Below are 20110 nucleotides of genomic sequence, written 5' to 3' on the forward strand. Positions count from 1 at the left end.
CGCTCGGGCAGGGCACCCTTGGAGGCATGGTCCCCCTCATCATCGGCATGCTCGTCTGCGTCGTCCTGGCCGTTGCCGTCGTCGCCGTGGTCGCCATCCCGGCACGACGCGAGGGTCGAGAGCTGCTCACGCCGCAGGGCGAGGAGCTCATCGCGACCGTCAAGGACAAGACGGTGTCGACCATCGAGTCCACCGGCGACGCCATCGTCACGGCCAAGGACAAGGTCGCCGACACCATCACCCCCAACGCCACCGCCGAGGACATCGGCAAGCACCGCGCCAGCTGACCGCCGGGTCACCCGCGCGTCGGACGCGCAAGGTTTTCGGAGCCGCTTCCATCACGAGGGGAGCGGCTCTCGTCGTCGGGTGTCTGCGCAGGTCAGGTACGTCGCGCATGGCCCCACCCATGACATTTGTCATGGGCCGCTGACTGTCCGCACGAGGATGCTGGGGCGCGGTCCCAGACCCCGGGGCCACCCCGCCCTGGAGGAGACCCACCGATGGCATCTCTCACGTCCCGCACCCGCCGCACCATCGCCGCCGGCTGCGGCCTGGCCCTGGTCGTCGGCGGTGCCGCCGGCTTCCTCGGCCGGCACGAGCTGAACGAAGCCTGGCTGAAGTACCAGTGGCGGGACCGTCACTACAACGCCGCCGTCATGGAGAAGGCCCTGATGATCGCCGGGGGCAACCCGACGGAGGCCCAGAACGAGTCCAAGGAGGCGGTGACGATCGCCGAGCAGTTCGCCCAGGCGCGCACTGCCCCCGGCGTCGTCGCACCCGGCGCCTACGGGAACGCCTTCACCCAGATCCAGGGCCTGACCCACTCGGCCGGCACCTGGAAGGAGGTCACCGGGGTCCCCTACAACGCCGACGACCCGCGCTACCGCGACTACTACTCCAACTCCTCCGGCGGGGCCGGCCACGTGACCGGCCGGATCACCGGCCTGGCGGCCGACAACGCCAACCACGTGTATGCCGCGGGAGCCGACGGCGGCGTCTGGCGCTCCTCCCAGGGTGGTGGCGCGTGGACGTCGATCGCCGACACCCTGCCCTCGCTGAGCGGTGGCGACCTCCAGCTGGCCGGCGACGGCTCGCTGTGGTTCGCGACCGGGGAGTCCAACACCGGAGCCACCTCGTTCGTGGGGGCCGGGGTCTACCGGCTCGGTAGCCCGACGTCCGCCGCGTTCGCCCCGACCGACCGGGTCGGCGGCAAGGAGCTGGAGTCGACCACCATCGGCCGGATCCGGTTCGGTGGCGGCTCGACCGTGTTCGCCGCGACCAACCGCGGCATCTGGTACCACGCGGCCGGGAGCAAGGCCGGCGCGTGGACGTTCGGCTTCGCGCCCAACCCCAGCTGGATGCCCGAGATCAAGGACGACGCCGGCAACGTCCTCGTCCCGGCGGGGTCGAACTGGGGAGGCAACACCGCCTCGGGACCCACCGACGCGGCATACAAGAACATCGTCAACGACATCGCGGTCGACCCGAAGAACCCCAAGCACGTCGTGGCAGCCATCGGCTGGCGGTCCGGCGACGCCTACAACGGGTTCTACGAGACCAACGACTTCACCACCGGGCCGTCCGGCTGGCACAAGCTGTCGGTGACCCTCGGCAGCATCACCAACACCTCCGACGTGGGGTACACGACGTTCGCGTTCAGCAAGACCGGTGACCGGCTGTACGCCTTGGTGCAGCAGCCCAGCAAGATCAGCGGCTCCTCGTCGCTGGCGGGGATCTTCGTGTCGAAGACCGGCTCGCCCAAGGGACCGTGGAACAAGATCGCCGACGCCGCGCAGCTGCACAACAGCGGCTCGGCGCTGGACCGCAAGGGCTACGGCGTCGGCGTGCAGGCCTGGTACAACCAGTTCCTCACCGTCGACCCCGCCAACCGCGACCACGTGTGGGCCGGTCTGGAGGAGGTCTTCGAGACCAAGGACGCCGGCAGCCACTGGTCCGCGGTGTCGCCGTACTGGAACTTCTACTTCCCTTGCTGGAACATCGCGGACTCCAAGAACACCTGCCCGCTGGCCGGTCACCCCGACCAGCACTCGGTGGCCGTCGGCACCCGCAACGGCACTCCAGTGGTGTTCTTCGGCAACGACGGCGGCGTCTACCGTCGTCCGGTCAACGGCCAGGTGAACGCCAACGGGAACGCCACCGACCTCGAGTCGACCTCGACCGACGGCACCCTCGACGCGCTGCAGTACTACTCGGTCTCCGTCGGCACGGAGACCGCCGGCAGCGGGGTCGTCGTCTCCGGCGGTCTGCAGGACAACGGCACGTCGAACCTGCGGAAGGTCGCGCCGAACGGCACGAACGGCGACACGGAGATGGGATCGGGCTTCGGCGGCGACGGTGGCGACAGTGCCGCCGACCCGCGCCAGGGCTGCAACCAGCTGCAGGAGTACGTCTACCTCGCCGTGAAGGTCACCAACAACTGCGCCACGAACCCCGGCGCGCTGAGCGAGGCCACGGCGACCAGCTGGTCGCTGGACCCCGGTGACCCCAACCCACGGTTCATCGCCCCGGTCGGGCTCGACGGTGCCGACCCGGACACCGCGATCTTCGGCGGCCAGTTCGTCTACACGGTCCCGAAGGTGTGGGCCGCCCGCGACGCCTCGGCGGTGAAGAAGGTCTTCGACCTCGGCGCCGGGCACTCGGCCACGGCGGTCTCGATGCAGGACGGCACCGCATACGTGTCCTGGTGCGGACCCTGCAACAACACCGGATTCACCCGTGGTATCGCCACCAACGCCGGCGGGACGTGGCACCAGCTCACGCTGGCGTCCACCTTCCCCAACCGGTTCGTCCAGGGCCTGACCATCGACCCGGCCAACACCCAGCACGCGTATGCCGCCATCAACGGCTTCTCGCGCAGGTTCACCGAGGGCCCGGGGGCCGGCGTCGGTCACCTCTACGAGACGACCGACGGTGGAGCCACCTGGACCGACACGAGCGGCAACCTGCCGGACGTGCCCGCGAGCACGGTGAAGCAGCTGGCCAACGGTGGGGTCGTCCTCGGCACCGACCTGGCCACCTTCTACCGGGCCAAGGGTGCGACCACGTGGCAGGTGCTCGGCACCGGCCTGCCGCTCACGGTGGTGATGGACCTCGAGTCCGCGCCGGACGGCAACCTCTACGCGGCGACACACGGTCGGGGCATCTGGAGCATCCCGGCGCCGCAGTAGCGCTGCCGCACGAGGCGGGGTGGGCGTGCCGGGTCGCTGGGGCGCCCACCTCGAATCGTGTCGCGGGGCGGTGATGGGGGAGGATGGCGCGCGTGATCGATCAGCTGTGGGAATGGATTGCCGTCGCCGTCGGGCTCCTCGTCATCCTCGGAGGGGTGCTGCTCGGACTCGTTCGGGGCCGCGGAGGCCGCCCGAAGTCCGCGCCGTCACCGACGACACCGACGCGCGACCGCGACGTCCTGCCCGGTGTGGGCGACGACGCGGAACCGCCCCGGGACGCCCCGAAGCGGTCCATCGAGGACGCCGGCTCGGTCGACACCCTCCCCACCCCGGTCGACGAGGCACTGCCCTCGCCCGCGCCGACCCCGACGCTGGACCGCCCCGACGCGCCGGCTGGTCGCCTGCAGCGGCTCCGGGCCCGCCTGGCGCGGTCGAACACCGCCCTCGGGCAGGGCCTGCTCGCCCTGCTGTCGCGGGGCCGGCTCGACGAGGAGGCCTGGGAGGAGGTCGAGGACACCCTCATCGCGTCCGACCTCGGCGTCGAGGCCAGCACCGAGCTCGTCGAGTCGCTGCGCGCCCGCGTGAAGGTCGAGGGCACGACCGACGAGGCGACCGTCCGCGGCTGGCTCCGGGAGGACCTGCTGCGACTCGTCGACCCCACCCTCGACCGCACCGTCGTCAGCTCCCGCGTCGACGGGCGCCCGGCGGTGGTCATGGTCGTCGGCGTCAACGGCACCGGCAAGACCACGACCGTCGGCAAGCTGGCCCGCGTGCTCGTCGCCGAGGAGAAGGACGTCGTGCTCGGCGCTGCCGACACCTTCCGGGCCGCTGCCGCCGACCAGCTGGAGACCTGGGGTGCCCGCGTCGGCGTGCCCACCGTGCGCTCCGACCGGGACGGCGCCGACCCGGCAGCCGTCGCGTTCGACGCCGTCAAGGCGGCTGCCGAGCTCGAGGCCGATGTCGTGCTCATCGACACCGCGGGCCGGCTGCACAACAAGGTCGGCCTGATGGACGAGCTGCGCAAGGTCAAGCGCGTCATCGAGAAGCAGAGCCCGATCGACGAGGTGCTGCTGGTCCTCGACGCCACGACCGGCCAGAACGGCCTGCGGCAGGCGGAGGTCTTCGCCGAGGTCGTCGACGTCACCGGCATCGTGCTCACGAAGCTCGACGGCACGGCCAAGGGCGGCATCGTGGTCTCCGTCCAGCGCAAGCTCGGGGTGCCGGTCAAGCTGGTGGGCCTGGGCGAGGGGCCGGACGACCTCGCGCCGTTCGACCCCGAGGCCTTCGTCGACGCGCTCCTTGCCTGAGCTTCGCCTGCTCGTGACCGCCGTGCTCGCCGCTGCGGCGGTGGGTATGCCGTGTGCCGCCGCCCCGGCGGTCGCGGCCGAGCAGCCGCGCGTGGACTTCCGGTTCGAGGACGCCCGGATCAGCGAGTCGTCCGGGCTGGCCCTGAGCGTGCGCCACGCTCACACGGTCTGGACCGTCAACGACTCCGGCGACTCCGCGAGGGTCTTCGCCGTCGACACCCGCACCGGCGCGACGGTCGGGGCGCACACCTTCGACGCCCCGGTCCGGGACGTCGAGGCCCTTGCGGTCACGCCGCAAGCTCGGATGCTGGTCGCCGACATCGGTGACAACAGCGCATCCCGCACGGTCGTGCGGATCTACTGGTTCGACGAGCCGGAGCTGGGGAAGACGTCCGGCTCACGTGGTGGACCGGCATCGTGGGAGCTGAGCTACCCGGACGGGCCGCACGACGCCGAGGCCCTCGCCGTCGACCCTCGGACCGGTCGCGTGCTCGTCGTCACCAAGGGTCGGCCGGGCGGCGTCTACGCCCTCCCGACCGCACCGAGCCGTCAGGGGGTGAACCGGCTGACCCGCGTGGGGCCGGCACCCTCGACCGCGACCGACGCCGTCTTCCTGCCCGATGGCTCCGCGCTGGCCGTCCGGACCTACACCTCGCTCCACCTGCTCGACCCCCGTACGTGGACCGAGCAGCTCACCACCCTGCTCCCGCTCCAGCCGCAAGGGGAGACCCTGGCCATCGCCCCGGGAGGGGCCGGCCTGCTGGTGGGCAGCGAGGGCAAGGACTCCCGCGTCCAGGAGATCGCCCTGCCGCAGCTGCCGAGCACCTCGACCGCCACCGCCACCCCGACGACCCCGTCGTCCGACCCGGCGGCCATTCCGTCGACGGTCCCGACCGGGCCAGCGGCCACTCGCCACTCCGGCACGGCCGGCGACGACGGCCTGCCGCTGATGGTGAACCGTGGGGAGCTGGTCGCCGGTCTGGCTGCGCTGGCCGGCCTGGTGCTGATCGCCTTCCTCGTCACCCGCGTCCCGAGGCGGCGCCGGCGATGACCAGCGGTCGCCGGGACCCCGCGTCCCAGGAGGAGATCCTCGGCGGCGGCAACACCGGCGTGGTCGTCCGGGTGGGTGACACCGTCCGCAGGCAGGCCGGGCACTGGACGCCGGCCGTGCACGCCCTGCTCGACCACCTCGAGTCGGTCGGCTTCGACGCCGCACCGCGAGCGCTCGGCACCGATGCGCAGGGACGCGAGGTCGCGGCATACCTGGAGGGGCAGGCGGGGACGCTGGGCCCGGAGGCGCTGGCACCGCCGTTCCGGACCGTGGCGGCCTGCCGCGCCATCGGCGCCTGGCTGCGGGCGTTCCACGAGGCGCAGGCGGGGTTCGAGCCCGACCCGGCCCTGCCGTGGCGTGTCGTGCCCGGTCGCGCCCTGGCCGCGGGTGAGGTGGTGGTGCACCACGACGTGGGCACCTACAACACCGTGCTGCGACCCGACGACTCGTTCGCGGTCATCGACTTCGACTTCGCCTCCCCGGGTCGGCCGGTCGAGGACCTCGCCTACGTGCTCTGGTCCTGGACACCGCTGTGGCACGACGACGCAGCGGTGCGTCGCGAGATGGGCGGGGTGCCGTTGTCCGAGCGGCTGCACAAGTTCGCGGCGGTGCTCGACGGGTATGCCGCGGACGCGTCCCTGCGGGCGGAGGTGCCCGACGCGGTGCTGCGCCGCATGACAGAGCAGTCGCGCACACTGGAAGACCTTGCGGCGCAAGGGGACCCGGCCTTCGTGCGGATGGTCGCCGAGGGGCACGCCGAGCGACCCCTGCTCGATGCCGAGTGGTTCGGGCAGCGGCGCGAGCTGTTCGCGGCGGCGATCTCGTAGGTCAACGGGTCGCGCGGGCGCCTCGGATCGCGAGGTAGGCGACCCCGGCGAGGACCGTGGCGCCGGCGGCCACGAGCGGCATGCGCATCGCCGGCAGCTCACCACGGGACTGTGCGGAGCGCACGCTCCGCCCCGACTGCCACGAGAGGAGCGAAGAGCTCGACTGGCCCGACAGGACCGACCCCGTGCTCTGGAACGACAGCGCCGAACCCATCGACATCGCCGACCCGACCGAGCCCAGCGAGGCGAACGAGCCGATGCTGGCGATGGACGCGACCGAACCGATGCTGCCGACCGAGAGGATCGACCCCTCGGAGCCGATCGACAGGATCGAGCCGGGCGAGCGGATGGACCACAGCGAGCCGTCGGACATGCCGCCATCGTGCCACCGTCGGTCGCGGCTGTCGGGGTCGTGGCTGTCGGGGGTCGTGGCTAGCGTGGCGGGATGGCCCAGACACACCACACCATCGACTACATCGAGCTCGCGGCCCCCGACCTCGGCGCCGCGCGTGACTTCTACTCCGCCGCCTTCGGCTGGGAGTTCAACGACTACGGCGGCGAGTACGCCGGCATCCGCGCCCCGGCTGGGGAGGGGGAGGTCGGCGGGCTCAACCCCGAGGGACAGCCCGGCCCCGGCGGCGCCCTCGTGCTGCTCTACTCCGACGACCTCGACTCGACCGTGACCCGGGTCCGCGAGGCCGGCGGCACGATCGCTCGCGAGCCCTACGAGTTCCCCGGTGGGCGGCGGTTCTACTTCCGTGACCCCGCCGGCAACGAGCTCGGGGTGTGGTCGACCGCCTGACCCGGCCTCGGTCGTCGGGCCGTCGCGGGTCGGCCCGCAGGTCGGCCGGACGGCCAGCCCAATGGCCTAGCCTGAGCGCGTGCAGACGGGGGTGGATCGACTCGGTCGGGTGGCGAAGGCGTGGCGCGCAGCTGTCGTCCTCGCCCTCGCCGTCCTGTTCTGTGCGGGGTCGCTCGTGGGCGACGACCACTGGTGGCCGTTCGGCCCGTGGCGGATGTTCTCGACCTCGCAGGCTGCCACCGGATCGGTCTGGTCGACCGGAATCGAGGTGCAGACCGCCGACGCCCCGGGGCAGTGGGTGCGGGCGCCGCTGACCCCCGAGAACGTCGGGCTCAACCGGGCCGAGGTCGAGGGGCGGATCCCGCAGATCGAGGCCGACCCGTCGCGCCTCGGCACCCTCGCCCGCAGCCACGCCCAGCTCCGGCCCACCTCCGCGGAGTGGACCGCCCTGCGCGTCGTGCGTCGGCTCATCGTCGTGGTCGACCGCAAGCCGACCGGCGAGGTGCGCACCGAGGTGCTCGCGCAGTGGGAGGCGCCGTGAGCACGGGGACTGCCGGGTCGGCCGTGACCGCCCTGACCCGGCTGGGGCGGGGCGTGGGTCGGCGGTTCTCCGGCTGGCTGTTCGCGCCGATGCCGCTGTCGCGGGTCGCGGCGCTGCGGGTGCTCGTCTTCGCGTTCGTCATCGTCGACGTGGTCCTCCTGCACACCTCCGGCTGGTACCACGGCTACGCCGACCCGGTCTGGTACGAGCCACTCGTGATGGGGAAGGTGCTGCACCTGCCTGCGGCCTCAGTGCTGCTCGTGCAGGTCCTCAAGTGGGGCTGTGTCGTCGCCGCCCTGGCTGCGATGACCGGTCGCGCGCCCCGGGTGCTCGGCTGGGCCGTGGCCGTCGGGTGGGTCTGGTACCAGTACGTCGCGTTCTCCTACGGCAAGGTCGACCACGACCGGGCCGACTTCGTGGTCGCCCTCGCCCTGCTGCCGACGGTCGGGTTGGCGCACCTGTCCGACCAGCGACGCAGCGAGGCGGCCGGCTTCGCCCTGCGCGCGGTGCAGCTGGCCGCGGTGGCGACCTACTTCCTCTCCTCGTGGGCCAAGGTCCGCTTCGGCGGCTGGGACTGGGTCAACTCGGCGACCATGGTCCGGGCGGTCGTCCGACGCGGCACGCCGATGGCGCAGTGGCTGCTCGAGGTGCCCTGGACCCTGCACTGGTTCCAGTGGGTGCTGATGGGGGCCGAGCTCACCTCGCCGGTGATCTTCCTGCTGTCCGAGAAGTGGCGACGCCGTGCCGTGGGTGGCTGGTTCGTCTTCCACGCCATGACCTACGGCGCCATCACCATCGCGTTCTGGCCTCACCTCGTGATGATGCTCGCCTTCCTCCCCCTCGAGCGGTATGCCGCGTGGCTCGGCGAGCGGTTCGCGCGCCTTCGTGGCGGACCTGCGCCCACGCCACCTGAAGGGGACTCGTCGCCCCCTCGCGACGCCGACCGCTCGAGCCGTGCCCCCGTCGGTGCCGCCGGTTAGGGTCGTCCCGTGAGCCGAGCCGAGCGCGTCGCCGCCTTCCTGTCCGCCGTCGACCTGAGCATCGACCTCGCTGCTCGCCCGGAGGTGCGCGACGCTTGGGGCCGCGAGAGCGCCTGCGCCGGGATGACCGTGGGGGGGCTCGCGCACCACCTGCTCAAGCAGGCCGGCAACACCGTGACGGGGTTGCGGACGGCGCCGGACGCGGCCCCTGCGGATGCCCCGGTGATCCGGCTGCAGGAGCACTACGCGCGGGCCGCCTGGGTGGAGGCAGCCCCGGACGACGACGTCAACGTGTCGATCCGCGAGGGCGACAACGAAGCAGCTGGGGTCGGTCCCGACGTGGTGCTCGAGCTCGGCCGCGAGTGGGCCACGGACCTCCCGGCCCTCCTCGCTGCCCCGCGCCGACCCGACACGATCTTCATCCCGTGGCAGGGCTGGGCGCTGTCCACCGAGGACTTCCTCACGACCCGGATGATGGAGATGGTGGTGCACGGCGACGACCTCGCAGCGAGCGTCGGGGTCGACACCCCGACCTACCCCGACGACGTGGTCGGCCCGGTGCTGGCCCTGCTCACCGGGGTCGCCGTGCGTCGACACGGGCAGACCGCCGTGGTCCGCGGCCTGAGCCGCCCGCAGCGGGCCCCCGGCACGATCTCGGCGTTCTGACGCGAGGGCACCACGCGGCATACCCCGGCGGTCCGCGCGCTATCGTCGACGCCGTGCAGCCAGACCAAGAGCGCCTGCCCGCGGCCGTGCTGGCAGAGGCCGCGGCGTCCCTCCCGGACGATGTCACGGGCTACCACGACGCCCTCCTCGCGGCGGCCGACGCGCACGACCCGATCCGGATGGACCACCTCGTGCACGGCTGGGCGCAGGCCCGCGCCGAGCTGCTGCCGCTGACCGACCCGGCCGAGCTGACCATGCAGGCCGTGCTCGACCGGCGCCTCGGCCAGATCCTGTTCGGGGCCGGCCACCCCGCTGCGGCGCAGGTGCTGAGCGACGCCCTGGGCGCGGCGGTGCTGGCCGACGACGAGATCGAGACCCTGCGCTGCCACGTCGCGCTGGTGCCGGTGGAGGTGCTGCTCGGCGACCCGGACGCACTGGCAGCCGGGCGCGGCTACGTCGAGCAGCTGCAGGCCCTGGGGGAGCCTGGCCATGCCGCTGGCGGACTGATGGGACTGGCCCAGGTCGCGCCGCCCGAGGAGGGGCCGGTGCTCGTGTTGCGGGCCTCGCACCTCTACGAGCAGGCTGGCGACCCGGGCTGGGCGGCCGAGGCGGCAGTCCTGGCCGCACGGGCACTGTCAGCGGCCGGAGACCCTCGGGCCCCGGACGCCCTCGACCGGGCTCGCCGACTCGTCCATGCCCACGCGACCGTCGAGCTGCGCGTCGCGCTGGCCGAGGTCGAGGCGATCGTGCTGTGGCAGGGCGGCGACTCGACGACGGCGGCGGCCCTGCTCGGGGAGGCCATCAGCGCGTCCGAGCGCACCGGCCGGCCCGTCGCGCCCGACCTGCAGATCATGTTGTGCGACATCCTCGTGGACAGCGAGCAGTGGGAGGCGCTGCGGGCCCCGGCCACTGCCCTGGTGCGGTTCGGCGAGCTGGTGGAGGACGACGAGCTGACCTCCCTGGGTCAGCGGTACCTCGCGCGTGCCGCCGCTCCCACGATGTGAGACCGGCTGCGGTCCGAAACCTGATCCTTACGGATGTGAGGATCCGCTAACACGGCTGTAACAAACTCGGGCACGCCCTGAAACGCCCGCCGGTCAGAGTTCTGGCCATGACTCCAGCACTTCTGCCAGCGGCAGACCCCACGATCAACGAGGCCGCGACCGCGTTCATGCTCGTCGCCGCCTCGATGGTCCTGCTCATGACCCCCGGTCTCGCGCTGTTCTACGGCGGAATGACGCGAGCCAAGTCCGTCCTCAACATGATCATGATGTCGTTCGGGGCGCTCGGCGTCGTCGGTGTCATCTACGTGTTGTGGGGCTACTCCATGTCCTTCGGCAACCTGCAGGACGGCACCGGCGACGTCGGTGGCCTGTTCACCAACCCCTTCCACCTGTTCGGCCTCAAGAACGTCATCGGTGCGGACGGCTCGCGCCTGATCGACGTGTTCGGCGTGGACGTGTTCATCCCCGAGACCGTGTTCGTCGGGTTCCAGCTCACCTTCGCCGTGATCACGGTCGCGCTGATCAGCGGCGCCGTCGCTGATCGCGTCAAGTTCTCCACCTGGCTCGTCTTCTCCGGCATCTGGGCCACCATCGTCTACTTCCCGATCTCCCACATGGTGTGGGGCGGTGGCGTCCTCTCCGGCGCCGAGGGCGGCCTGTCCTCGAAGATCTTCGGTGCGACCGACGGCGTCGCCAACGTGCTCCCGATCGACTTCGCCGGTGGCACGGTGGTCCACATCAACGCCGGTATCGCCGGCCTCGTGCTGGCCCTGATCGTCGGCAAGCGGCTCGGCTTCGGCACCCAGGCGATGCGACCGCACAACGTGCCGGTCGTCATGCTCGGCGCCGGCCTGCTGTGGTTCGGCTGGTTCGGCTTCAACGCGGGCTCCGAGCTCGCCGCGGACGGCCTGGCCTCGACGGTCTGGCTGAACACCACCGCCGCCACCTGCGCCGCGATGCTCGGCTGGCTGCTCGTGGAGAAGATCCGTGACGGTCACGCCACGTCGATCGGTGGCGCCTCGGGCGTCGTCGCCGGCCTGGTCGCCATCACCCCGGCCTGTGGCGCGCTGTCGCCCGTCGGCTCCCTGATCCTCGGTGTGGTCGCGGGTGGCCTGTCCGCCCTGGCCGTGGGCCTGAAGTACCGCTTCGGCTACGACGACAGCCTCGACGTGGTGGGTGTCCACCTGGTCGCCGGTCTCTGGGGCACCATCGGTGCGGGCCTGCTCGCCACCGGGTCTGGCCTGTTCTACGGCGGTGGCGCCAAGCAGCTCGTCGTGCAGGCCATCATCGCCATCGCGTCGCTGCTCATCAGTGGCATCCTGACCGCAGTGATCGCCCTGGCCCTGAAGTACACCCTGGGCTGGAGGGTCACCGAGGACGTCGAGTCCGACGGGATCGACCAGAGCGAGCACGGTGAGTCGGCCTACGAGCTCAGCGGCTTCACCGGCGGCCGGTTCGGCTCCCCCGGTGCAGTCTCGACCTCGTCCGCCAAGCCTGCCAAGACCCCTGAGGGAGCGTCCGCATGAAGCTCGTGACCGCCATCATCAAGCCCCACCAGCTCGACGAGGTGAAGGAGGCCCTGGAGGCCTACGGAATCTCCGGAATGACCGTCAGCGAGGCGTCCGGCTACGGCCGCCAGCGTGGCCACAGCGAGGTCTACCGCGGCGCCGAGTACACCGTCGACTTCGTGCCGAAGGTGCGGGTCGAGGTCCTCGTGGACGACATCGACGCCACCTCGGTGGCCGACGTCATCCTCAAGGCCGCCCAGACCGGCCGGATCGGTGACGGCAAGATCTGGACCGTCCCGGTCGAGGACGTGGTCCGGGTCCGCACCGGAGAGCGTGGAGTCGACGCCCTCTGACCGACCAGCCGCACCGTCGGTGCCCGGGACCGCGCGCGGTCCCGGGCACCGTCGCGTCCACGCGGCATACCCACCACCCCCGACTTCTGGCCACGGGTGTGGCAGCGGAACCAGGAAACGGGGTTCTGGTGAGGCACCCATGGCCAGAAGTGGGCCGCGTCGAGCACAGGTGGCCGGACGTGAAACGCGGCGACCCAATGCAAATGACCTCAGACGTCTAACACAGGCGTAACACGGAGGCGCACGTTCGGAAACGTCGAGAGGGCACGGTGGTGATGTGACGATCGAGGAGACCGACCTGGCGGCCCGCCGCCTGGACCTGGCGGGGGCCAGGGGCTTCGATGCCCCGGGAGCGGGCCCTGTGCGCCGTGACGCCATCGCCAGCCTGACCCGCGACTGGCTCTCCCAAGTGTGGACCCAGGCCCTCGACGGCAAACCCACCGAAGGCATCGCGCTGGCCTCGGTCGGCAGCCTGGCCCGCGGTGACGCCGGTCCCCTCAGCGACGTGGACCTGGTGCTCCTGCACTACGGCCGCTCCCTGAGCGGCGACGACCTGCGGGGCCTGGCCGACCGCGTCTGGTACCCCGTGTGGGACGCAGGCGTGAAGCTCGACCACGCCGTCCGCACGGTCAACCAGTGCCGCACGGTGGCTTCGGGCGACCTGACCGCGGCCGTCGGGCTGCTCGACCTGCAGTGCGTGGCGGGCGACCCCGAGGTCGTGGCCGCCGCACGCTCGACGGTCTCGCACGACTGGCGCGCGAACGCCCGCCGCCGGCTCCCGCAGCTGGTCGACATCCTCAAGGCGAGGCACGCCCGCCACGGCGAGCTGGCCCAGAGCCTCGAACCCGACCTCAAGGACGCCCACGGCGGCCTGCGCGACATGACGGTGCTCAGCGCCCTCGTGGCCGCGTGGCTGACCGACCGGCCGCACGTCGGGGTGGACGAGGCGCACCAGACCCTCCTCGACGTGCGCGACGCCGTGCACGTGGTGACCGGCCGGGGTCGCGACCGGCTCACCCGGGAGGACCACGACGCCGTCTCCGCGCTCCTGGGCCACACGGACTCCGACGAGCTGATGACGTCGGTGGCCGATGCCGGTCGCACGATCGCCTACGCGCTCGACGGCACGGTCCGCCGCGCCGGGCAGTCCCAGCGGGCTCGTACCCTGCGGGTGGGACCGCGCCGACCGCAGCTGAACCCCTTGGGGTTCGGCATGTTCGAGCACGACGGGGAGGTCGTCCTCGGCCCGCGCAGCACCCTCTCCACCGACGCCCTGCTGCCCCTGCGTGCCGCCGTGGTTGCCGCACGGGCCAACCTGCCGATCGCGCCCACCACGCTGGCCAACCTGGCCGGACAGGCCCCCACCCTCAGCGAGCCGTGGCCCGAGATCGCCCGTGACCTCTTCGCCGACCTGCTCGCGACCGGCCCTGGGCTGATCGGGGTCTGGGAGGGCCTCGACCAGGCCGGCATCATCGACCGCTGGCTGCCGGAGTGGGCGGCGGTGCGGTCCCGGCCGCAGCGCAGCGCGGTTCACCGCCACACCGTCGACCGGCACCTCATCGAGACCGTCGTCCTCGCCGGCGGACTGGTACGCAGCGTCACCCGCGCCGACCTGCTGCTGCTCGCCGCACTGCTGCACGACATCGGCAAGATCCGCGGGGCGCACGACCACTCCGCCACGGGCGCGCCGCTGGCCAAGGCGATCGCCACGCGTCTGGGTTACCCCGCCGCGGACGTCGAGGTCGTCACGACCCTGGTCCGTGAGCACCTCACGCTCATCGACCTCGCCACCCGCCGCGACCACCAGGACGCCGGCACCGTCACCGCCGCGCGGGCCGCCGTGGGCGGGTCGCGCGAGGTCTTCGACCTCCTCGTCGCCCTCACCGAGGCCGACGCCAGTGCCGCCGGGCCGGCGGCCTGGACCGACTGGCGGGCGACCTTGTTGAGCCAGCTCGCCGAGGGGGCCCGCAAGGGCTGGGAGGAAGGTGCCGTGCCACCGCCGGCCGAGACCGCGACTGTCGACGAGGACGACCTGCGCTCCGTGGCCTCGGGCGACCCTCGGGTCATCATCCGGCCGCAGGGTGGGTCCTACCGCATCGACGTCTTCGACCGCGACCGGCTGGGACTGTTCGCCGACACCGCAGGGCTGCTCGCGGCATACGGGCTGGTGGTCCGCACCGCGATCCTGCGCACGATCGACGGCGTCGCTGCCAACGAGTGGCACGTCGAGAGCCCGAGCGGTGAGCCACCGCACGAGGAGCGGATCGTCCGCGGCCTCGAGCGGCTGGCGCAGGGCGACCGGGCCCCGCTCGGCCTGCTCGAACGGCGCCGCCAGTTCGCCGCCCGCCCGAGCGCCGAGTCCGGCACCGGGTCGCCCGGCCAGGCTCGCGCCCTCGTGGTGCCGCACGCGTCCGAGGAGGCCACCGTCATCGAGGTGCGCGCACAGGACCGCCCCGGCCTGCTGCACGAGCTCGGCATGGGGTTCGCCAAGGCCGGCCTCTCGGTGCGCTCCGCGCACATCGCCACGTATGCCGGTCAGACGCTGGACACCTTCTACGTCACCGAGTTCGGTGGTCGCCTCCTGTCGCCGGCCAAGGTCGCGCAGACGGTGGCCATGGTCATCGACACCTGCGACGGCGCCACTCCCGGCTAGGAGCCGCCGTCCCCGCGTGCAGGTATCCGTCCAATTGGAGGGATACCTGCACGCCGACCACCTTCTGGCGCCGTGTCCGGCACGCGACCTGGGGTCGATTAACCTTGGGCGCGTGTTCACCTCACTCTCCGACCGCCTGACAGCCACCTTCAAGAACCTTCGGGGCAAGGGGCGGCTGTCCGAGTCCGACGTCAACGCGACGGTCCGCGACATCCGGCTCGCGCTGCTCGACGCCGACGTCTCGCTGCCGGTGGTGAAGAAGTTCACCTCCGCGGTGCGCGAGCGCGCCCTCGGGGCCGAGGTGTCCGGCGCCCTGAACCCGGCTCAGCAGGTCGTGAAGATCGTCAACGAGGAGCTCGTCGACATCCTCGGCGGTGCGACCCGGACGATCCAGTTCGCCAAGAACCCGCCCACGGTGATCATGCTGGCGGGTCTGCAGGGTGCCGGTAAGACGACCCTGGCGGGCAAGCTCGCCCGGTGGCTCAAGGAGCAGGGCCACACCCCGATCCTCGTGGCGGCCGACCTCCAGCGTCCCAACGCGGTGACCCAGCTCGAGGTCGTCGGTGAGCGGGCCGGCGTGCCGGTGTTCGCCCCCGAGCGCGGCAACGTCGGCGGGCACGACGCCGTCGGCCCGACGGGGGAGGGGACGCGCTCGTTCGGCGACCCGGTCTCCGTCTCCCGAGCCGGCATCGAGCAGGCTCGTCGCGCCCAACACGACGTCGTCATCGTCGACACCGCCGGCCGCCTGGCCGTCGACGAGAACCTCATGCAGCAGGCCGCCGACATCCGCGCTGCCATCTCGCCCGACGAGGTCCTCTTCGTCATCGACGCGATGATCGGCCAGGCCGCGGTCGACACTGCCCTAGCGTTCCAGGCGGGCGTCGACTTCACGGGTGTCGTGCTGTCCAAGCTCGACGGCGACGCCCGCGGTGGCGCAGCGCTCTCGGTCGCCTCGGTCACCGGGCGCCCGATCATGTTCGCCAGCACCGGCGAGGGTGTGAAGGACTTCGAGGTCTTCCACCCCGACCGGATGGCCTCCCGCATCCTCGACATGGGCGACGTGCTCACCCTCATCGAGCAGGCCGAGAAGGCCTTCGACGCCAGCCAGGCGCAGGAGATGCAGCGCAAGTTCCTCGCCGAGGAGGACTTCACCTTCGACGACTTCCTGCAGCAGATGTCGGCGCTCAAGAAGATGGGCGGCATGAAGGCGATGCTCGGCATGATGCCGGGCATGGGCCAGATGAAGGCCCAGCTCGACAACCTCGACCCGCGCGAGTTCGACCGCATCGAGGCGATGGTGCGGTCGATGACGCCGTTCGAGCGCACCCACTCCAAGCAGATCAACGGCTCGCGGCGGCTGCGCATCGCCAAGGGTTCGGGGGTCGAGGTGTCCGAGGTGAACGCCCTGCTCGAGCGGTTCACCGAGGCCCAGAAGATGATGAAGCAGCTCGCCCGCGGCGGTGGCATCCCGGGGATGCCCGGGATGCCCGGCATGGGCGGTGGCAAGAGGGGCCGCCAGCAGCAGCCCCAGCGCAAGAAGTCCAAGTCCGGCAACCCCGCCAAGCGCGCGGCCGAGGAGCGGGCGGCCGCCCAGAAGGCGTCGTCAGCCCGGACCGGGGGCGGTGGCTCAGCGTTCGGCGCACCGGCCGGGGACGGCGGCCTACCGGCTGACCTCGACCCCAACCAGCTGCCCGCGGGCTTCGAGAAGTTCCTCGGCAGGTGAGCCAGGCAGCGCCGCTGCACACCCTGTCGATCGGCACGGCCGGACCGCGAATCGCCTTCCTGCACGGGCTTTTCGGACAGGGCCGCAACTGGTCACAGATCGCCAAGGCGCTCGCGGGACCCGACGGCACCGGTGCGCGCAGCACCCTGGTCGACCTCCCGGACCACGGCCGGTCCCCGTGGTCGCAGGAGTTCTCCTTCGAGGGCTATGCCGCGGCTGTCGCCGACACCCTGCGCGGCATCGACGCCGAGACACCCTGGGTCGTCGTGGGTCACTCGCTGGGTGGCAAGACCGCGATGCTGCTCGCCCTCCAGCACCCGGAGCTGGTGTCGCGCCTGGTCGTCGTGGACATCGCGCCGAAGAGCTACGGCAGCCTGGAGCGGTTCAGCGGCTACATCGAGGAGATGCAGCGGCTCCCGTTGGGCGAGCTGGCCAACCGCGCCGATGCCGAGGTGCGGTTCGAGGAGCCGAACCCCGGCGTGAAGGCGTTCCTGCTCCAGAACCTGCGCCGCGACGGCGACTCGTGGCGGTGGCAGGCCAACCTCGAGCTGTTCGCTGCCGACGCGGCGAAGGGGACCGGCTCGGTGATCGCGGCGTGGCCCGACCTCGCGGCCGGGCTCCGGCCCTACCCGGGTCCGGTGCTGTGGGTCTCGGGGTCGGAGTCGACCTACATCATCGACGAGGACCTCCCCGCCATGCGCGCGCTGTTCCCGAAGGTGCGGCAGCTGACGGTCAAGGGGGCCACGCACTGGGTGCACACGGACGCCCCGGAGATCATCGTCGAGGCGTTGCGCCGCTTCGCCCACACCGGCCCCACGTAGGCCGTCTTGTTGCTTGGCCCTGTTGGAAGCGAAACTTCCGGGTATCCGGCAGCTTCGCTTCCAACCGGGCGAAGCGCCGGTCGTGAGGTGGGGGGCGAACCGGATCGCGCGGCATACCCGGTCGCGCCACAGTCGAGTCATGACCGGACCTGGTGGGGGAGCTGTCTCGAGCCCGGTGGGTGCCCTCTTCGACGCGCGGGACGAGGACGGGAACGTCGTCGTGTGGCAGGACATCCGCTACACCCCGGGGGTCGCTCGCCAGCCTCGGCGCCTCTAGGGTCGGCGCATGGCATCGGTGCTGCACCTGCAGGGGGAGGTCCTGGTCGGGCCCGAGGACGTGCGACCCGAGGCGTGGGTGGTCGGCGGTCGGCTGACCTTCGAGCGCCCGACCGCGCCGGACGGCGACGTGGAGACGCTGCGCGGCTTCGTCCTCCCGGGCCTGGTCGACGCCCACTGCCACGTCGGGCTGGACGCGCACGGTCCGGTCGACGACGCGACCGCGGAGGCGCAGGCGCTCGCCGACCGCGAGGCCGGCACCCTGCTGATCCGGGACGCGGGGTCGCCGGCCGACACCCGGTGGATCGACCAGCGCGACGACCTGCCGAAGGTGATCCGGGCCGGTCGACACATCGCTCGCACCCGGCGCTACATCCGCAACTTCGCCCACGAGATCGAGCCGGACCAGCTGGTCGAGCGGGTCCGGCTCGAGGCCCGCGCCGGCGACGGCTGGGTCAAGCTCGTGGGGGACTGGATCGACCGGGATGCCGGCGACCTCACGCCGTGCTGGCCGGTCGACGTCCTGACCGACGCCATCGAGGCGGCCCACGAGGAGGGTGCCCGGGTCACCGCGCACTGCTTCGGGGAGGCGTCCCTCTACGACTTCGCCGCGGCCGGCACCGACTGCATCGAGCACGCGACCGGCCTCGAGGCGGAGACGATCGCGCAGTTCGCCGAGCAGCAGATCGCCATCGTGCCGACGCTGGTCAACATCGCCACCTTCCCCGCCCTCGCCGAGCCGGCCAAGGAGAAGTTCCCCGAGTACCACCGCCGGATGGTCGCCCTGCACGACCGCCGCTACGCCACCATCGGCGCGGCCCGCGACGCCGGCATCCCGATCTACCTCGGCACCGATGCTGGCGGCTCGCTGCGACACGGCCTGGTCGCCGACGAGGCGCTGGAGCTGACCAGGGCCGGGCTGTCCACCGACGAGGCGCTGCACGCCGCGACCTGGGGAGCCCGGGCCTGGCTCGGTCGGCCGGGGCTGGAGGAGGGCGCCGACGCCGACCTCGTCGTCTACGGCGCAGACCCCCGGCGTGAGATCCGCGCCCTGGCCGCCCCTGAGCACATCGTGCTGCGCGGCGTCACCCTCTGACCCGAGTCACACCTTTATCGGGTCTAGGGAGAACCGTCAGCTTCACCCCGGAACCGTTTCGGGGTGAAGCCGCCCTTTGTCCCATGACCCGATAAAGGTGAGGTCTGGGCGAGGGGGCGGCGTGTCGGGTGTCGGGTGTCCCAGGGCTTCCACGATCTGAGACATAAGGTCGTGTTATTTGACCGATAACCAAACGCTATCCAAACTCCTAGTTGTCACATAGGAGATGCGCACCCCGCGCCACCACGCCGTCCCGGCGAAGAAGGAGCCCTCGATGAGCCGTCACACCCGCCTTGCTCTGGCCGCAGCCGCGACCGTCGGAGCACTGGTGATGACCGCCTGTGGAGGCGGCGGAGCCAGTGACACGGTTGGCGGCGACGCCCAGAACGCCGGCGCCAAGACCGGCACCATCAACCTCTACGCGTATGCCGTGCCGAAGGTCGGCTACGACAAGGTCATCCCCGCGTTCAACAAGACCGAGGCCGGCAAGGGCGTGCAGTTCCAGCAGTCCTACGGCGCCTCCGGAGACCAGTCGCGCAAGGTCGAGGCCGGCGCCACCGCGGACTTCGTGAACTTCTCGGTCGAGCCCGACATCACCCGCTTGGTCGACGCCGGCCTGGTCGCCAAGGACTGGAACGCCAACCAGTACAAGGGCATCCCGTTCGGCTCGGTCGTCACCATCGTGGTGCGCAAGGGCAACCCCAAGGGCATCAAGGACTGGGACGACCTGCTCAAGCCCGGGGTCGAGATCGTTACCCCGAACCCGTTCAGCTCGGGCAGCGCCAAGTGGAACCTGCTCGCCCCGTATGCCGCGAAGAGCGACGGCGGCAAGAACCCGCAGGCGGGCCTCGACTACATCGAGAAGCTGGTGACCGGTCACGTCAAGGTGCAGCCGAAGTCCGGCCGCGAGGCGACCGAGACCTTCCTGCAGGGCACCGGCGACGTGCTGCTGAGCTACGAGAACGAGGCGCTGTTCGCCGAGCGCAGCGGCGACCCGGTCGAGCACGTCACGCCACCGACCACGTTCAAGATCGAGAACCCCACCGCGGTCCTGACCAAGAGCAAGAACTACGCCAAGGCCAAGGCGTTCAACGACTTCCTCTTCACGCCGGAGGCCCAGAAGCTGTGGGCCCAGGCCGGGTTCCGCCCGGTGGACCCGACCGTGGCCAAGGAGTTCGCGGCCGACTTCCCGCAGCCGACCAAGCTCTGGACGATCGACGACCTCGGCGGCTGGAAGACGGTCGACGGGACGCTCTTCAAGAAGGAGACCGGCGCGATCGCGCTCATCTACGACAAGGCCACGTCGTAGGACGG

19 protein-coding genes are annotated in these 20110 nt (G+C 71.6%); 18 read left to right on the forward strand and 1 reads right to left on the reverse strand.

All coding sequences use genetic code 11. The features are described from left to right. Positions 1–26: 26 nt before the first annotated feature. The 5 genes from ASG91_RS10160 (at position 27) to ASG91_RS10180 (ending at position 6373) form a co-directional block, all read left to right on the forward strand. Positions 27–287 (forward strand): hypothetical protein, encoded by a 261-nt coding sequence (locus ASG91_RS10160; RefSeq protein ID WP_056922525.1) that lies wholly within the window; start codon positions 27–29, stop codon positions 285–287. Positions 288–500: 213 nt separating this feature from the next. Further along, on the forward strand, positions 501–3188 hold the full coding sequence (locus ASG91_RS10165) for a hypothetical protein (RefSeq protein ID WP_056922526.1): 2688 nt from the start codon (positions 501–503) through the stop codon (positions 3186–3188). A gap of 83 nt (positions 3189–3271) precedes the next feature. Further along, positions 3272–4495 carry a signal recognition particle-docking protein FtsY gene (ftsY, locus tag ASG91_RS10170; RefSeq protein WP_056922527.1) on the forward strand — a complete coding sequence of 408 codons (1224 nt, stop codon included), beginning with the start codon at positions 3272–3274 and terminating at the stop codon, positions 4493–4495. Continuing rightward, positions 4488–5546, forward strand: coding sequence for a hypothetical protein (locus tag ASG91_RS10175; protein WP_157606290.1), 1059 nt, complete (start codon positions 4488–4490; stop codon positions 5544–5546). The genes ftsY and ASG91_RS10175 overlap by 8 nt, the downstream gene beginning before the upstream one ends. Next, positions 5543–6373 carry a phosphotransferase gene (locus ASG91_RS10180; protein WP_056922529.1) on the forward strand — a complete coding sequence of 277 codons (831 nt, stop codon included), beginning with the start codon at positions 5543–5545 and terminating at the stop codon, positions 6371–6373. Before ASG91_RS10175 ends, ASG91_RS10180 begins: the two co-directional genes overlap by 4 nt. Before the next feature lies 1 nt (position 6374). Here ASG91_RS10180 and ASG91_RS10185 read toward each other — a convergent pair whose 3' ends face one another. Further along, positions 6375–6746, reverse strand: a complete 372-nt coding sequence (locus ASG91_RS10185; RefSeq protein WP_082594072.1) for a hypothetical protein — start codon at positions 6744–6746, stop codon at positions 6375–6377. Positions 6747–6818: 72 nt separating this feature from the next. Between ASG91_RS10185 and ASG91_RS10190 the strand changes: the two genes are divergently transcribed. From ASG91_RS10190 to ASG91_RS10245, 13 genes are all read left to right on the forward strand, one after another. After that, positions 6819–7175 (forward strand): VOC family protein, encoded by a 357-nt coding sequence (locus ASG91_RS10190; RefSeq protein ID WP_056922530.1) that lies wholly within the window; start codon positions 6819–6821, stop codon positions 7173–7175. A gap of 79 nt (positions 7176–7254) precedes the next feature. Next, a complete protein-coding gene (locus tag ASG91_RS10195; RefSeq protein ID WP_157606291.1) occupies positions 7255–7716 on the forward strand; it encodes a hypothetical protein in 462 nt (153 codons plus the stop codon). Further along, positions 7713–8696: an HTTM domain-containing protein gene (locus tag ASG91_RS10200; protein ID WP_157606293.1), complete on the forward strand. Its 984-nt coding sequence runs from the start codon at positions 7713–7715 to the stop codon at positions 8694–8696. The genes ASG91_RS10195 and ASG91_RS10200 overlap by 4 nt, the downstream gene beginning before the upstream one ends. 9 nt (positions 8697–8705) lie before the next feature. Further along, complete coding sequence (locus tag ASG91_RS10205) at positions 8706–9362, forward strand: maleylpyruvate isomerase N-terminal domain-containing protein (protein WP_056922533.1); 657 nt, start codon at positions 8706–8708, stop codon at positions 9360–9362. A gap of 53 nt (positions 9363–9415) precedes the next feature. Next, entirely contained in the window at positions 9416–10366 is a 951-nt protein-coding gene (locus tag ASG91_RS10210) for a hypothetical protein (protein WP_056922534.1), read from the forward strand. Between the two features lie 107 nt (positions 10367–10473). Further along, the gene (locus ASG91_RS10215) at positions 10474–11892 is read left to right on the forward strand and encodes an ammonium transporter (RefSeq protein ID WP_056922535.1); all 1419 of its coding nucleotides are present in this window, start codon (positions 10474–10476) and stop codon (positions 11890–11892) included. Continuing rightward, a complete protein-coding gene (locus ASG91_RS10220) occupies positions 11889–12227 on the forward strand; it encodes a P-II family nitrogen regulator (protein WP_056922536.1) in 339 nt (112 codons plus the stop codon). The genes ASG91_RS10215 and ASG91_RS10220 overlap by 4 nt, the downstream gene beginning before the upstream one ends. Positions 12228–12504: 277 nt before the next feature. After that, positions 12505–14880: a [protein-PII] uridylyltransferase gene (locus tag ASG91_RS10225; RefSeq protein WP_235543895.1), complete on the forward strand. Its 2376-nt coding sequence runs from the start codon at positions 12505–12507 to the stop codon at positions 14878–14880. A 112-nt stretch (positions 14881–14992) separates the two neighbouring features. Beyond that, entirely contained in the window at positions 14993–16603 is a 1611-nt protein-coding gene (gene ffh, locus ASG91_RS10230) for a signal recognition particle protein (protein ID WP_056922537.1), read from the forward strand. Then, positions 16600–17424 (forward strand): alpha/beta fold hydrolase, encoded by an 825-nt coding sequence (locus tag ASG91_RS10235; RefSeq protein WP_056922538.1) that lies wholly within the window; start codon positions 16600–16602, stop codon positions 17422–17424. Before ffh ends, ASG91_RS10235 begins: the two co-directional genes overlap by 4 nt. A 139-nt stretch (positions 17425–17563) precedes the next feature. After that, positions 17564–17701, forward strand: coding sequence for a hypothetical protein (locus ASG91_RS20655; RefSeq protein WP_157582098.1), 138 nt, complete (start codon positions 17564–17566; stop codon positions 17699–17701). A 9-nt stretch (positions 17702–17710) separates the two neighbouring features. After that, positions 17711–18796, forward strand: a complete 1086-nt coding sequence (locus ASG91_RS10240; protein ID WP_056922539.1) for an amidohydrolase family protein — start codon at positions 17711–17713, stop codon at positions 18794–18796. Between the two features lie 274 nt (positions 18797–19070). Further along, complete coding sequence (locus tag ASG91_RS10245) at positions 19071–20105, forward strand: sulfate ABC transporter substrate-binding protein (protein WP_056922726.1); 1035 nt, start codon at positions 19071–19073, stop codon at positions 20103–20105. The last annotated feature ends 5 nt before the right edge of the window (positions 20106–20110 follow it).

Origin of the sequence: Phycicoccus sp. Soil802, from assembly GCF_001429605.1 — a bacterium.
GTDB lineage: Bacteria > Actinomycetota > Actinomycetes > Actinomycetales > Dermatophilaceae > Pedococcus.